The sequence below is a fragment of the Bacteroides mucinivorans genome, from assembly GCF_034654355.2.
Classification (GTDB): domain Bacteria; phylum Bacteroidota; class Bacteroidia; order Bacteroidales; family Bacteroidaceae; genus Bacteroides; species Bacteroides nordii.
In genome coordinates this window covers 745,001-761,410 of sequence record NZ_CP178179.1, presented here as the reverse complement: position 1 = coordinate 761,410, position 16,410 = coordinate 745,001, and the positions used below count along the sequence as shown (strand labels likewise).

8 protein-coding genes are annotated in these 16,410 nt (G+C 39.8%); all 8 read right to left on the bottom strand.

Annotated features, from left to right (window positions below; all coding sequences use genetic code 11):
• Positions 1-97: 97 nt before the first annotated feature.
• The 8 genes from VCM39_RS02650 to VCM39_RS02615 all read right to left on the bottom strand — a co-directional run bounded on the left by VCM39_RS02650 (position 98) and on the right by VCM39_RS02615 (position 16,133).
• Positions 98-2,653, bottom strand: a complete 2,556-nt coding sequence (locus tag VCM39_RS02650; protein WP_322933541.1) for a glycoside hydrolase family 3 protein — start codon at positions 2,651-2,653, stop codon at positions 98-100.
• Positions 2,654-2,676: 23 nt separating this feature from the next.
• Entirely contained in the window at positions 2,677-4,071 is a 1,395-nt protein-coding gene (locus VCM39_RS02645) for a hypothetical protein (RefSeq protein ID WP_322933540.1), read from the bottom strand.
• A 9-nt stretch (positions 4,072-4,080) separates the two neighbouring features.
• Complete coding sequence (locus VCM39_RS02640) at positions 4,081-6,360, bottom strand: GH92 family glycosyl hydrolase (RefSeq protein WP_322933539.1); 2,280 nt, start codon at positions 6,358-6,360, stop codon at positions 4,081-4,083.
• A gap of 148 nt (positions 6,361-6,508) precedes the next feature.
• Positions 6,509-7,474 carry a BT_3044 domain-containing protein gene (locus VCM39_RS02635; protein ID WP_322933538.1) on the bottom strand — a complete coding sequence of 322 codons (966 nt, stop codon included), beginning with the start codon at positions 7,472-7,474 and terminating at the stop codon, positions 6,509-6,511.
• A gap of 30 nt (positions 7,475-7,504) precedes the next feature.
• Positions 7,505-9,511 (bottom strand): RagB/SusD family nutrient uptake outer membrane protein, encoded by a 2,007-nt coding sequence (locus VCM39_RS02630; protein ID WP_221650862.1) that lies wholly within the window; start codon positions 9,509-9,511, stop codon positions 7,505-7,507.
• 31 nt (positions 9,512-9,542) lie between these two features.
• The gene (locus tag VCM39_RS02625) at positions 9,543-12,662 is read right to left on the bottom strand and encodes a TonB-dependent receptor (RefSeq protein WP_322933537.1); all 3,120 of its coding nucleotides are present in this window, start codon (positions 12,660-12,662) and stop codon (positions 9,543-9,545) included.
• Positions 12,663-12,688: 26 nt separating this feature from the next.
• Positions 12,689-13,996 (bottom strand): IPT/TIG domain-containing protein, encoded by a 1,308-nt coding sequence (locus VCM39_RS02620; protein ID WP_221651538.1) that lies wholly within the window; start codon positions 13,994-13,996, stop codon positions 12,689-12,691.
• A 28-nt stretch (positions 13,997-14,024) separates the two neighbouring features.
• Positions 14,025-16,133 (bottom strand): hypothetical protein, encoded by a 2,109-nt coding sequence (locus VCM39_RS02615; protein WP_322933536.1) that lies wholly within the window; start codon positions 16,131-16,133, stop codon positions 14,025-14,027.
• Positions 16,134-16,410 lie beyond the last annotated feature (277 nt).

The following is a 16,410-nucleotide window of genomic DNA, read 5'->3' as shown; positions in this document are numbered from 1 at the left end:
ATTTCAAAAATCCCTCTTATCTTATATCTGTATGCGATTAAAACAAGGAGGCTTTAAAGAAACAAACTACCAGTTTACATTAACTATTCCTAAATCCCTACAAACTAATAGTTTCCTCAATTCTAATATTCTCAGAAGAACCACCCACCTGAAATACATACTCACCTGCGGGAGTCACAAACTGACGTGTCTTCTCATCCCAATAACGTAACTCCTTTTTAGGTACAGAAATAGTAATATCTGCAGATTTTCCTTTCTTTAAATGTACTCTGGAGAAACCTTTCAGTTGCTTTAACGGCATGTATGTTCCCGTTTCCGGATAACGGACATATACCTGAGCTACCTCATCACCATCGTACTTTCCTACATTGGAGAGATTGAATGTAATATCAACCGTATCATTTGACTGCGTAATACTCTTTTTCTTATATTTGAACTTCGTATAACTCAATCCGTAGCCAAACTCATACAGAGGTTTCCCTTCGAAATACTGATAAGTTCTATTTTTCACAGAATAATCATCAAACGCAGGGAGCTCGTCCAACGAATTGTAATAGGTCAATGGAAGACGTCCACCCGGATTATAATCACCAAACAGAACTTCGGCCACTGCATTACCTCCCTGTTCACCGGGATACCATGCGTTCAGTATAGCCGGAATATTTTCGTCCATCCAATTGATGGCCATAGAACTTCCGGCAACCAATACTACAACCGTATTTGGATTTACTTTATAAAGCTCTTTAATAAACTCTTGCTGATCAATAGGTAATTCAAGCGAATAACGATCCTGACCTTCTCTTTCAATAGATTTATTAATACCCAGTACCGCTACTGTCACGTCACATTCTTTTGCTACTTTTCCGGCATCTCCAAACAATGCTAAACGGTTGGTCTGATCGGTAACCGGTGCTTTCCAGTAAAGGCGTGCGAAACAGTCACCACCACCATCAAAATATTCCACTCTTAAATCATACGCTTTACCGGCTTCCAGTTTCACTATGACTTGATCCATCTGGGCACTTCTCTCTGTCCAGGAATCTATTAATTTCTTACCATCTAAAAACAAGCGGCAACCATCGTCTGTCTTCAACCCTAAGGTATAATCACCCGATACAACCGGCTTTAGAGTCCCTGTCCAACGAATAGACATGGGAGCTTCAGGTTGAAACCGGTCAGGACGGTGAACAGGATCATAAAGTAACTCTTCCTCCGTACGTACAGAAGGTGTACCTTGCAGATCGCTGTTACTGAAATATTCTGCTTTCAGACCATTTGGGAAAAAGCCCTTGGAGATAGGGTCAAAATCAGTACCACTGGATACCCAAGGGGCATGTACAACTTTTATATTTGCATTCTCGGCGTATTTCTTAATGCCATCAAGTACAGAAACCGGAGTATTTTTAGGATTACCACTATAATCCCCGAATTCACAATGGGCAGCACTGATACCTACTACAGCAATGGATCTTATCTTTTTCCGGTTTAAAGGCAGGAAGTTCTTTTGATTCTTTAGAAGAACCATACTTTGGCGAGCTGTTTCTAAAGCTAACTCCTGATGTTCTTTACAACCGATGACAGAGGGTTCTATTTTATTATAAGGATTCTGCGACGGATCATCAAAAAGCCCTAAAAGCATCCTGCCACGTAAAATACGGTAAGCAGCAGAGTCAATTTCCGCTTCGCTGACCATGTATTCGTTGTATGCCTTCAGCAATGGAGCAGTATACACGCGATCTCCACACTCCAGATCAAGTCCGGCTTTGAGAGCCAATGTAGCAGCCGCTTCCAGATTCTTCACATATTTATGTTTTGTCACCATCCATTCGGGGGCACTACAATCCGAAACAATATAACCGTTAAAGTTCCAGTCACCACGCAATACTTTCTTGATCAGATAGGTGTTGACAGTACAAGGAACATCGTTTACAGCATTATAAGCCATCATGATGGATTGTGCCTTACCATCAACGATACAACGCTCAAAAGCAGGCAAGTAGTATTCACGTAAATCACGTTCGGACATCCTGGCATTACAACTTGAACGATTATGCTCTTCATTATTAGCAGCAAAGTGCTTCGGAGTAGAGACTGTTTTCAAGTAACGGGGATTGTCTCCTTGCAAACCTTTGACAAACTCACAACCAATCCTTCCGGAAAGGAAGGGATCTTCCCCATAAGTTTCAGGAGTTCTGCCCCAACGAGGGTCACGGGCCATATTTACTGTAGGTGACCAGAACGTGAGCAGATCACTGGCACCAGCAATCTGTTTCTTTCCATAGTCCAACTCTTTCCAGCGTCCTCGTGCTTCATCCGAAATAGCAGTGGATACCCGAAAAATCAGATTAGGATTCCAGGTAGCAGCCAAGCCTATAGCCTGAGGAAACACAGTAAACTCACCCGGACGAACTACTCCGTGCAAGGCTTCATTGCCATGATTATATTTGTCTATGTTAAGACGGGGAATTTCTCTTGCGTCATTCACCAACAGAGAGACCTTTTCTTCTACCGTCAATCTATTAAGCAAATCTAAAATACGCTCATGCTGAGGAGCGGTCATGTCACGAAACAACTCAGTCTTGTTCTGTGCCTGTCCGGACAGAGAGAACACTAACAATGGAATCGAGCATCTTATTAATTTCAGAATCTTCATTATGCAAATTTATTGTTTAATAATTAAAGGGTTATCGTATTAAATGTTTTGGGAGCCAGTGTAGTATTTATCACATAGCCTTTACAAGCTATCCGTACTTCCCGTTCTTTCTTATCCTTATTAGCACAAAGAATGACAATCTGATTATCAGTGTTTTTGAAAGCCAGTATATCATCACCATTCAATACTTTCAGCTTACAGGCTCCTTCTTTTATAAAATGGCTTAAATGCTTCATCAGATAAAACTCCGGGGTATAAACCACCTCTTTTGTCTGCGAATCAATACGAATCATCGTATTTTGTTTCCAGCCCCAGGAACTGGTTCCATCATCCACCAACACCATATTCCAGTACATATAAGAATTGACGCCACCATTTAAATAGGTTTTCAGCAAATCAAAAGTATGTTCCGCAGCCGCCCAATCGAAAGTACCACTGCCACATTCGTTTTCTGTTTGCATCAATTTCATAGCAGGATATTTCCGGTGAATATCGGCTACAACCTCTTTTCCCTCCCATTGCAAACCAATCCCACGGATATACTCAGAGGCATCGACATTCTCCATTACACACTTCAGATCTTCCATTTTATTACAGTTGAACGTACCGAACCACAAATCGACATCCGGATGTCTTTCGCTAAATACAGGACCCAAATATTTGCCAATAAAGTTTGCCATAGCTTGGGGTGTCCAACTACAATTCGGCCACTGATGCTTTGTATACGGTTCATTCTGAAACTGTAGCAGAGAAATATCAATACCATTCTCCTTATAAGCATCTATAAACTTAGATAGATAGAGAGTGTAGGCTTTGAGATATTCCGTTTTTTGAATAAAATGATCTCCTGCCACTTCATTTTCCTTTGTAAAATCATTATGATCGCCGGGAGCCGTCGCATAGTGCCGGGTAGTTTTCATCCAAACCGGAGGGCTCCACGGTGAAGCCCATAACTTTAAATCCGGTTGAATAGCCAATGCCGCCTTTATATATGGAATCAATCCTGTTTTATCGCGTGCTATACTAAAGTTCTTCATTTCAAAGTCACCCGGACATTCATTAAAGCTATACCAATCACGGGCATAGTCATTCGCACCGATTGGTAAACGGCAAAAAGTATATCGCACTCCATCCGGCCCAAATAATTCTTCCAGAATAGTTTTACGTTGTTTTTCAGATAACAGAGTCAAAGCGTCCCATCCCAACTCATTGAAACATCCTCCGAAGCCATCTATAACCTGTTCCTGAAACTCAGAAACGATAATATCTGCATTCGATTCAGCATACTTCTGAACTTTAATACGAGTCTTTTGCCATGGTAATTGTTCAGAAGTGGTATAAATCTCAGCCCTTTGCGCATTCAATGACAAACAACTGTGCACTAAAAAGAATAATAAAAATAAGATCCTAATCTTCATATAGTTAAGTTAATCATTAATACATGTAACCTCAAGTGAAGGAGGAGCATCATTTACACTTGATCCCCATTCCGGATTACACAGATTTCCCATTATAAATTCCAGTTTGCCTCCATTCATTATATCTTCGTGACTAAACCAAGGCTTAAACCATACTTTGCCATTAAGCTTGGCAGACTGAATATATTTATTGTCAACCGAACAATTACGGGCAACGATCTCCAATACTTTTCCACTACTTAGCTTTAATTTAACGGAAGAGAAGAACGGACTTCCAATATTATATACCGGTAGTCCCGGAGTGACCGGATAAAAACCCATCATTGAGAAAACAACAAAAGAAGACAGTCCGCCACCGTCCTCATCTCCGGGAACTCCCATCAGGTCATTTCTAAACCACTGATGAATCAGCGAACGTATCCGCTTTTGCGTCTTCCAGGGAGCTTGTGCATAGTTATATAAATAAGGAATATGCAAAGAAGGCTCATTAGCCATCGAAAACTGCCCCACATTCCCGGTGTGATCGGGTAATTGAGAATAAAATTCGTACTTAGGTTTGCCCAGCCATTCATTAAAGGTCGCATCTAAGTTATTAACAAAAGCATCAGCTCCTCCCATCATCTGCACTAAATCGGCAAAGTTGTGTTGAACATCCCAACGATAAGTCCAACCGTTGTTCTCACCATAATACTCACGTGCGCCCATTCCTCCGGAAAAACGATAATCAAATGGTTCTATAAAATAGCCATCTTTATCTTTAGGATGAAAAAATAAAGTTTTCGAATTAAACAGATTCCGATAGTTATAAGAAGATGACAAATAAGAATCCGCTTCCGTCTTTACTCCAAGGGCAGCAGCAATACGTGACAAACACCATTGATCATACGACGTTCCTAATGTCACAGCCACCGACTGACGTTTTTCAAAAGAATTAACCTCAAGTACTGTCTCTTTTTCTCCGGGCATCAAAGAGGGTATATAGCCTTTCTCTTTATAAAATTGATCTATCCAACCAGATTTGGCACTCGACCATGGAGCCAATGTCTTCTCTTCTATTCCTGCTTTAGTATAAATATATGCCTCTTGTAGATCAAAATCACGTACCCCTTTATACCAGGCATCTGCTATAATAGCAACTCCATGGTTACAATTCATTCGCCGGGAATCACCTGTCACTTCGGGGAAGTTGGGAAACCAATGGTCTGAACTCAATTCCGACATTCTCAAATAAGAACGTATTATATTCGTCTGTTTCTTTTGATCCATCAATATCCGTAAAGGATGAGCGGCCCGATAGCTATCCCATATCCAATCGTCTGTATAATAATCGTATCCGGCATCCTCATGGACTTCATTATCATATACACTGAAATAATGTCCATCTTCACTAATATTCACCGGACGTTCCAGGCAACGGTATAAAGAGGTGTAAAAAACAAACTTATCATTCTTCGTACCACCAGCGACTTGTATTTTACCTAACTCATCGTTCCATATCTTGCGTCCGGCGGTTGCAACATCTTTCAACTTATAGTTTTTAATTTCTCTTCTCAAATTCTTCTTTGCTTGCTCTACACTAATATAGGAAACACCGTAACGAACATTCAAAGACATCGGAGCAGCTTCCCACGCAACCACCACACAAGTATTGTCTCCTTTAGCTTTCTGTTTACCTACCTCCCATTTATCGGACTGAAGTGTGCCTATCCTTGTCGGTTTCACATCCATTTCCATATAAACATATACCCGCAAGTTATTCCACATATTCTGATAGCCGGAAATAATATTTCCAGCAACCTCCAATTCACCATTTCCTGCATTCAGGATAAGATAAGGAGTTTTATTTTTCTTATAATTAAAATGATATATTGCGGATTGATGAGACGGAGCAAATTCAACATGCAATTGTTGGTTACACAAATCCACCTGATAATGATAAGGTTTTGTGGCTTCATTGTCGTAATTAAAATTAATCACCCGGGATAGTTCAGACTCATTTCCCTGAAAGGGCGATAGGTTAAAAGCGAAAGATCCCCGATGACTGATCTGTATCAGAGGAAGTCCATGAATTTTATCGGAAGTATAATCACTTCTTTGCGGATAAACCCGTAACATGCTGTTGGGCAGATGTACAATCGGATATGTTGGTACCAACAAATGACTGATATTCCCCATGTATGGATTTACATAGTCAACCGGTTTTTGAACAGAAGAGGCTTTCAATTCTACAACGGAATTCATTCCCATTAAAAAGGATACAATAAGTATTTTACGTACAATATTTACCATAAATAAATAGTTACATGTGTTTTAAAAAGTGTTACTATAGAAAAACAGATCCCATGGAACGATTTGTTGTTATGCATCTCTACCCCCATGAGACCTGAATAAAAAATCACTGAAAACAATCCTTATTTATCTTAAAATACAATGCCTGTTACCTTATCATTGTTTCTTCCATGGTATACCAAATATCATAATCGGCATCGCCATTGCTTCCGTCTTTCCCATCTTTCAACAAACGATAGCGATAATTCAAATAAAACGCCTGATATTTAATATTATTCTTTTCATAAGTCGTATAATAATTACTTTCTCCTGCCTTATCCAACATTTCAATTTGAGCAGTCCCCATCGGAGTAATGGTTAAAGTAGCATCTTCATTTATTGTAATGCACATTGCATACTTCCTGATGTCCGCTTTCGTTAATTTAGAAGCATCATAACTATTCAGCCCAACAAAACAACGAATAGAGTTCTTCGTCAAAGGTAACACATAACGGGTTAACGAGAAGGATTTACGAATATCTTTATCCTTTTCGGCATCAAAATGTTCTTCCAGACCTCTTGTTTGATAAGTTGTTACAGGCGATTGAAAAGCATAATCATTTTTCAACAACACACGATATAAGACGGTACGCTTATCCGGATTTATCTCATATGCCGATACACTCTTTATACGCAATGGTATCAAATAAATAGAATCGGGTGACAATCCTTCCGGACGTACATGTACCGGTATAGTACTATAGTTATCTTCACTATCCGCTTTTAACACTGTACTCATAAGCGGTATATCATAACGGGCGGGATCAAGCAGATGTGCAAATTTCGATTCATCAATATCAAAATTCAGCTTATTATACTTTGCCAATGCCTCGTTATCAGGTTCCAGCTCTACAGTTACATCCTGATCGATATGCTTCGTTCCCCCGCACCCAATACTGATATATCCGGTAGACACTTCCTGATTCAAATCGTGATTCACCGAAAAAGTCAGATTTTCAACGCTTAGGACATTTATCACTTTCTTGTACAATTCTTTGTCAAATTGTGCATCTTCGTCACATGCTGTCATTCCAAAAGTCACAGCAGCTATCAATAATATACGACTTGCTTTCATATTAATATTCTTCTATTCATATCGTTTACATTAATCATCCCATCCCGGATTCTGGTCCAATTGAGAGGCCTTTCTCATTTCATCCCGGGGAATAGGTAAAAATACGGTCTTCCTATCAACCACACGGTTACGGTAGTCGGCATGAGTGACAACAGAACGCTGATAGAAATCATATTGATCCCCTGTTATATTCATTCCTTCAATCGGTTTATTTTCTTCCTCCTCATAAATTCCCCAACGACGAATATCATAAAAACGGCGTCCTTCAGCTAAGAATTCCACCAATCGTTCTATCACAATCTGTTTATCCATACTTTCTTCTGTAGCATAATCTTGTGGACGTAATCCCGGTAAACCAGCTCTATAACGGATCTGATTAAAAGCACTAATCATATCCTGAAGATTGCCGGCTCTTGACAGTTGATAGGTTTCACCACTTTCCATCGTTATTGAGTGTGTACTATTCAAATGATTAACAGCTTCTGCATAAGACAAAAGAATTTCAGCATAACGAATAATAGGAAACGCTTTACTCACCCGGGTTCCCCCGTCAGCCCAACTGTCAAATGGATTAATATATTTTTTCAACACATATCCGGTCACAGCATAGTTTATTTTTGCATCTTCTCCGGAAGCAGCATCCATTCCGGCAGAACCTCCTTTATAATAAGTAACCGTTACATTCTTCTTATCTGTGGAGTTGGATGAAGTAGCCGGCCAGAAACAACCACTAAATCCAACGCAGGCATAGAATCGCATTTCACGATTAGCATACATATTATATGTATCTCTATTCAGACGATAAGCAGAGAATGTCTCTACCTTTTTGGTTTGACCTTCTTCTGAATATTCATCGGGACCCGCTTCCTGAATTGTTTTTCCACCACGCGTTTTATATGCATCAATAAGCTTCTGCGTTAAACACATACCATTATAACCACCCATATTGATCGGAAAAGACTGACGTGTGAATTCTGCCACATCTCCGGAATTCCGGGCCCAGATAAATTCTTTGTTCTGAGTTGGATAAGTTTCTCCATTGAACATATCCGTATAAGATTTCAAAGGGTCAATTCCACCAGCTCCATTCGGAAAAGGATCAGAAGGCACACCCGCCGGCAATGGAGGAGTTATATATGCACCATTAGACAAAGCAACTACCGTATGCAATGTATAACGTTGTCCACCATCCATTTCCATCACTCGTCTGGCAGCAGCAGCCGCTACAGCCCACTTTCTTTCATCATAAGTCTGAGAAATATACTGTACACCATCTGTACCACGCTTCCAATCTCCAAAATAACGATAGGCCGCTGTACCTCCATTAAATGCCGGACTGGCAGCCTGCAAACGTATACGGGCAATAATTGCATAAGCAGCCCCTTTAGACGGACGACCAAAATTCAAAATGGGCACATCAGATGATATATATTTGGCTGCCATTTCCAATTCAGAACAAATATACTCCACTGATTCATCATAAGTTACACGCGCACGATCGTAATATTCAGCATCCGCATTCGTATCCAAAGGCTCATCTCCTATTATTATAACCGGTCCATAGTTCATCAGGATATGATAATAAGCATAACCACGCAGAAAATGAGCATACCCCAATAATTCCTGTTTTTCTAACGGAGTAATATCCTTACATTCATTCATCCTACTCATAATCAGATTGGCTTTACGAATCACTTTATAGCACGTCCCCCAAACACCAAGACCTTTAGTATCAGCAGCAGAAACCTGCCCCAGTGTCAGAGCTTTCCCATGAAACAATCCAGGATCCATCAATGTAAAAATATCATCGGCAGCCGTAATACCAGGAGTAGCGTCGTTCCCGAAAATCTTACTCTCGTCCGGTAATTCTCCTGCTGCTCCCCACAAATATTTTTCCAGGTTCCTCTTATTAGAGAATACCGAGTCATATTTTAATGTATCGTCAAAATACTTATCAACACTCAAAAAATCACATGAGCTCATTAATCCCAGTGCTAAACACGAAATTAATAATACACTCTTATCTATGAATTTCATACTCATTCAAATTAAATCAGAAAAACATTACTTAAAAATTCACATACATCTGGAAAGCAAAGCGCTGCGGAATAGGATATGCACCACCATTATGATCGGCCTGCTCAGCATCCCACAGTTTCATCGGACTCCAAATACATAAATCAGACGCAACAAATTGTAAATCAAGAGAACGTACTCCCAAATATTTCAACAATTTACCTGCACCCAAGTTATAGTTCACACTCACTTCCTGTAGTCTCAAATAACGTGAATTAGCATGCCAAAATGTGGAGAACTGGGTATTGTTCTTATTACTACCATAGCTAAGGCGAGGGAATTTTGCATTCGGATTCTCAGTTGAAGGATCACCGGAATAAGAAGCCGGCGTCCAACGATTATTCTGATCGGCAACGATTTTCAGTACATTACCGGTCTTGCCACCATAGAAAGGAATGTAACCTTCACCATTTTTCCCTTTATCCCAATATCCATTATCGTCTACAAAATAATAATCAGTATTACCGGTACCTTTGAATAAGACACCTAAGGTTAAATTTTTATAGACAAATTCCCCACCAAATCCGTACATCAAACGCGGATAGTTCGGATAGGATAAAGGCACCTGGTCATCATCCGTAATCTGACCGTCACCATTCACATCTTTATATTTGATATCACCCGGTAAATAATCGCCAAAAGTTTGCTTGGGGCTGGCAGCAATATCTGCTTCATCCCGAAAAAGTCCTAAAGCAATATATCCGCGATATGCATTATTCACATAGCCCGCTTTATCCTTATAGCCATATTTCTGTACAGCCTGTTCCCAGTTTTGTACTTCATTGGCAGAATAAGTAAAGTTTCCACGCAACGTAAATGACATGTCTTTATTGATTCGCTGTGTAAATGAGATATTACCATCTGATCCATAGCTTACCATTTTCCCGACATTACCATACGGCATTTTCTGCAAACCGGCATATTCCGGGATCAGTTGACGTTCCTGATAGATACCATCACGTTTATCGCGGAAAATATCTACCACAAAGTTCAAACGTTCGCCAAACAATTTAGCTTCAACACCGATATCCACTTTCTTAGCAACCTCCCATTTCAGATTATCAGCTCCGATTACTTCCTCTGTAATAAATCCGCTGGAACTTCCCCAACCTCCACCACTACCTGACTTCATAAGTGTCAAATAAGGAAAACGAGTATTCGTCAAACGGTCATTACCTACCATACCGTAAGATCCGCGAATCTTTAAGAAATCCAGCCACGGCATCTTCTCACGTACCCATTCATATCCGGTAGGAACCCATCCAGCAGCCATAGCAGGAAAGAACCCAAATCGATTTTCCTTGGCAAAATTAGCAGAACCCGTATAGCCGAAATTCAAATCCAAGAAATAAGTATCACGAAGTCCATAAGTAATACGCCCTGAAAGGCCTTGATAACGAATTGGAATAGCATACATACTTTGCAAGCTCGGATCTTTATCATTAAGGTCCTTATCTATCTTCTGTTCACTACTCATGTAATAGTACAGCAGTCCGGTCAGACGATGATATTCTGCAAAAGTTCTTTCGTAATTCAGCATTGATTCGAAATGCACTTTATAAAATTGCATATCTTCAGGATGTTTATATGTGACAGGTTTACTCTCTACACTTGAAAATAGACCGAGCTTACCTGTATAATGACGTCCCGCTGCATAAAACATCTCAGGAAGTACTTCACGCTGTTCTTTCAGATTCACCTCTGTATCATAAGCAACCTGTACCCTGCCACTCAACCCTTTCGTTATCATTGAAAAGTCTTGCTTCAATTCCACGGTAGATTTTCCGCGAAAATGCCGTATATTACTCATTCCTGTATAATTCAACATCACATAGGGAGAGTACGCATTATCTGCTCCATAAGCAGGCAATTGTCCGGTAGAATAGACTTTTGGAATAGTCAGCGGAGTTAAGTTCCGCTGTGTAGCCCACAAATTATCTGTATTTGCATTACCCGGCTCGGACTTTTCAGAAAGAAATCCGTCTGAACCAAAATAAACAGTGGTTGTCTTGGTAAGATTGATATCCAAATTGACACGATAGTTGTACGTACGATACCCTACTGCCGTTGAATATTTCGATGACTTCTCCTGCTTATAAGCTGAAGACTCATTGGACATGCCTAAGCTTAAATAGTACCGTGCCAAACTACCTCCACCTTTCGCATTTACATAATACGTCTGTTGCAAGGCATTACGATTCAGAACTTCATCTTGCCAATTCACATCCGGATATAAATCCGGATCAAGCTGGTATTTGATCAGATCCAATGCCATATCTGAATATGCAATCGGATTTCCCCGAACAGCAAGCGCCTCATTTGCCAATTTTGCATACTCATAAGCTCCCAAATACTCCGGCATGTTTACCATGTGAGAAATAGTCAGGTTAGCACGTCCTGTGATTTGTAATTTATCAGCCGTACCTCTTTTGGTAGTCACCAATACAACTCCATTTGCCCCACGAACTCCATATACAGCTGTTGCGGAGGCATCTTTCAATATAGAAAAGCTTTCAACATCCGACGGATCAATTTCGCTCAAGTTACCTTCCAAACCGTCTATCAATACGAGGGCACTGCTATTAGCACCAAACGTACCAATACCCCGAATCCAAAACTCTGAGATATTTTTTCCTGGTTCACCACTGCGCTGTAATGAAATAATTCCCGGAATACGTCCTCCCAACATATTGTTGATATTAGTTGCCGGAGTCTGTATATCTGCTATATCTACATTCGTAATAGCACCTACTACACTGGCTTTACGTTGTGTCCCCATCCCCACAATAACCGTCTCTTCCAGTACTTGTGAGTCTTGTTTTAATTTAATTACAACATTACTTTCCTGCCTGGTTACCAAATACTCTTCCTGTTTATAACCTAAGAACGAAATGGCTATAACATCATTCTTTTGAGCTTTCAAAGAGAACTTACCATCAATGTCTGTGATAGCGCCCACTCCCGGAGAATTTTTAACGTAAACATTGGCTCCCGGAACCGGCATATCCAAATCATCGTATACTACTCCGGACACTGAAAACGTACTTTTTTGTTGTGCAAATGCAGTTATATAGCTACACAACAAGAACAATAAAAATATATATTTCTTCATACTATTATCTTATAAAATCTCAATTCCTATTCTATAGCAAGACGACGTATACTCTGATTTTTAGAATCACCAATATAGATTGTTCCATCAGTATCTACCGCTACACCAAAGGGCTCATTAAATAAGGCAACCTCCGGAGTACCATCTTGATTCCCAGTCATGCCTGCCTGTCCGATTACTGTACTCACCACTCCATCTTGTGTTATTTTTCTTATCACATGATTATTCGAATCGGCCAGAAATAAATCATTCTCTGCTGTTAATATGATTTGGCGAGGTGTATCAAACAGAGCATACTCACAGGGACCATCGGCATATCCTGGCGTATTGATCATTCCGGCAAATAATTTATGTGCACCTGTTTTAAGATTATAGGTATAAATGCAATGTGCATTCGTATAAGCCAAATATAGAATATGTTCTTCCCCCTTTTGAGGACTAAACAAAATATAAGAATCACTACCATTCATCAATCCTGTAGCTGCCACTTGAGCATAACCGGTTTTCGGATCAAACTTCAATAGGGTTCCGTTTTTAGCACGTGTATACATAAATCCATCATACTTACACATGGAAAAAGAGTGTTTATAGTCAATAGAGAAGTCTTCCGTTGACTTACGCAAAGTCAATTTACGCGGAATCCACATATTATCCGATGAAAGTTCCCAATAATCATTTCCATTATCTGTTGGAATAAATGCGGTTTTACCATCTTCGGATATACAAGGCTGATTGAGGGGAGCCCCTGTATTCGGAATCAAAATTTGGCTTTTGTCTTCCCGTTCATTCACTAACACCACTTTATTTTGATCATAATAGTTGTTTATTTCGCGGCAACAAACAAATAAGTTATGATCCACATCAATCGCCAGATAAGTTACATACGGGAATTGAGTCTCAGCCATATTACCTGTTTGTACACCAGGAGCCCCTTTTACCCCACAAAGGGTAGTTACAGTTGTTTGGATGTGGTAAGTAAAATGTTCTTCAAATACCGCTTTATCACCGCCAATAGAAACTGTAATCACGCAATCTTCCCCCGGTTTACGCGGAGTGATTACATACAACTTATCACCTGTACTTTGAATTACAGCCGCTTTTGCTTCATTAAAATACACTTTGATTTTGCTTACATCAGTGCCAAAATTCTCACCACTAATGATCATTTGAGTCGCAATCCCTCCCTCTTTCGGGTAATAATCCGTTAATATGATCGGCTGATTTGGATCATATTCCTTCTTTTTGTTCTCATCATCTTTACATGAAGAGAACCCTGCCAGGAAGAGACACATTAACAGGGAAGTGAAAAAATTAATTTTACTACTCTTTTTCATATTATTATTTTTTAGTACTTAGAACTATTCATTTTTTATACAAATGATATATTTCAGCCTGGTGTTTGGGTAGGTTATAAGACAGTTTTCCCTCTTGTACTTTTACTCTGTTTCCTGACCAACATTCAATACCTCCGGATATTTTTTCCGGGTCAATCCCAAGATCATTTAAAGTTAACTCACCCTCTTTTACTCCTTCATCATAATTGAAATAAGCAATATAATAGGCGTCTTCAGTTTCCAAAGTAAACAGATCGACCGAACGGTTGGAGCCTGACACTTTATGTCCATATGCCGGTCTAAAAGATCTCCCCAGGCGGACCACTGCGTTCACTCGTTCATTCACAGCATAAGTTTTCACCTTTTCTTGTGACATTTCCGTTCCTACATAACTTCCTTTAGTAGTCAGATTATCTCCGATCATAAAATAGCCGGTTACAGCTCCCGTAGTAATACGAGACATATTTTCTGCCTCACTACGATCGCCCATTACCAGATGATCCGGATCATTATAAGCATATACCCGATCCAGCCACCAGCCAAAAGACAAACTGTTCATCATATAATTGGTATGCCACATTTCACCCCAGGCATCACAACTCACACGCCGGGCATTGGCATATTGATACGGGAAAAGAGGAGCAATAGACTCTACGATAAACATATCATCACCGCAGCGCTCGCGCAGATGCTTCATTCCGTAATTGAAAGCTTGTGTACCGGTGGTAATATCCTTATTGTAATACTTATCGGCTTCCACCATACCAGCAGTCAAAAAATCAAGTTTGAGATACTTAAAACCGGCAGCCTTGAACTTATCAATGAAAAAGTTAATCCTCGACAGCGTAGCCGGAGCTGTAGGATCCATACAACCGGCACCATACAGTTTCCGTTTCTGCCCATTCACTTTCAGATGAGACTGACTATACTTGTAGCCATTATTACCTTCAATATCCCGTTCATTGTCGGGAAACCAGTCATTGAATGGCGTCCAATAGATCCCCGGTATCTGCCCATTAGCAACACAATGCCGGGCAAAGTCTTCGAGTTGCTCCCAGTTCAGATTGTCCCAGTAAGAGTCCAAGCCTACAAACACAACTCCATCCGCACCAAAACCACCTTTACCCTGTAAATGCTCTTTCACAAAATCGGATGCGGAAAGGACACCCTCATAATTAACATGCGTACTCATTCCTCCCCAACTGTTCCATCCAAAAGGAGTACCTTTGGTCCACTCACGTTTCGGAACGATAGCCGCATTCGTTTCTCCGAACTTCTCCATTCCCAAACGCCAGTCATCAAAAAAGCCAACGAACATTTTAGCTGATTTCACCGTTGTTTTCTTCAGATATCCATGCGGTTTTTCATCCCGTGTAGCAGAGTGACTTGCTCCACTATAACATTCTAATTTAGTAATGCTTCGATTATTACGTGATCCGGTCATTCGGATAGCCGACTTCCACGTATCATGTTCTACTGAACCAAGAACCAGACCAGCCTGAGTATCTCCATTAAATATAGAAGTAACTTCAAAAGAGATCGTATCGCGGGCTAATGGCCCGGGAGAATGCACTGCATCTATTGATTTAGACTGAGACAGCGGCAAAGAGCCATATGTTATAAAGCCATCATTATCAAAAGGGACAAACAGCAAACGGTTATTAGCACTTTGAGGTAAGAATTGATTATCGGAAGTGGTATAAAGCGGTGCAATATAATTGGTGGAAAGCATTTTTCCAGTAACAGAAGTAAGATAAACTTCGGTCATGAAGAAGTCTTCTTCAGGATATACATAAAAAATCTGATCTATTGTAGGGGCACCCTCTTTCTTATATTGTATAGCGAATTTACGAGCTGCGCCTATTACATCTACCACATTTTCTTCTGCAACAGTCACATTTGTATATTCAGAACTATTATAATAAACAGAAGAATTATTGAACCTGACAGACACATCATTCAGAATAGGTACGCCATTCTTCAACAAGTTCACCTGTCTGGTGTCTTTGTCTAAATTAATACTCCATTTTCCAATAGTAGTTTTTTCTTTAATACCTGCATAAGCGTTCCCCCAAAAGGCCATCTGAATAAATAAGATAGAAAGCGAATACTTAAATAGACATTTTAAATTATTCATAGATATAAGTTGAATTTAAAATTAACAATCGTTCCATTTCGTTAAGTCAAAGATAGGCGGTTCATGTTTCTCAAAATTGCAAAATACACGCAAAAAATATAAACTTCGTCCCAAACACACGCTCAAAGAAACCCTCTACAACATCTATATTACTTTATGAAACGAATACATCAATAATAGTTCCCGTTAATAATTTAAATCCACATTTCTAACAATCCATTTTAACAGTGAGTTAAAATACTATTTAAGCCACTGTTAAAAAGCATATTAACAATGA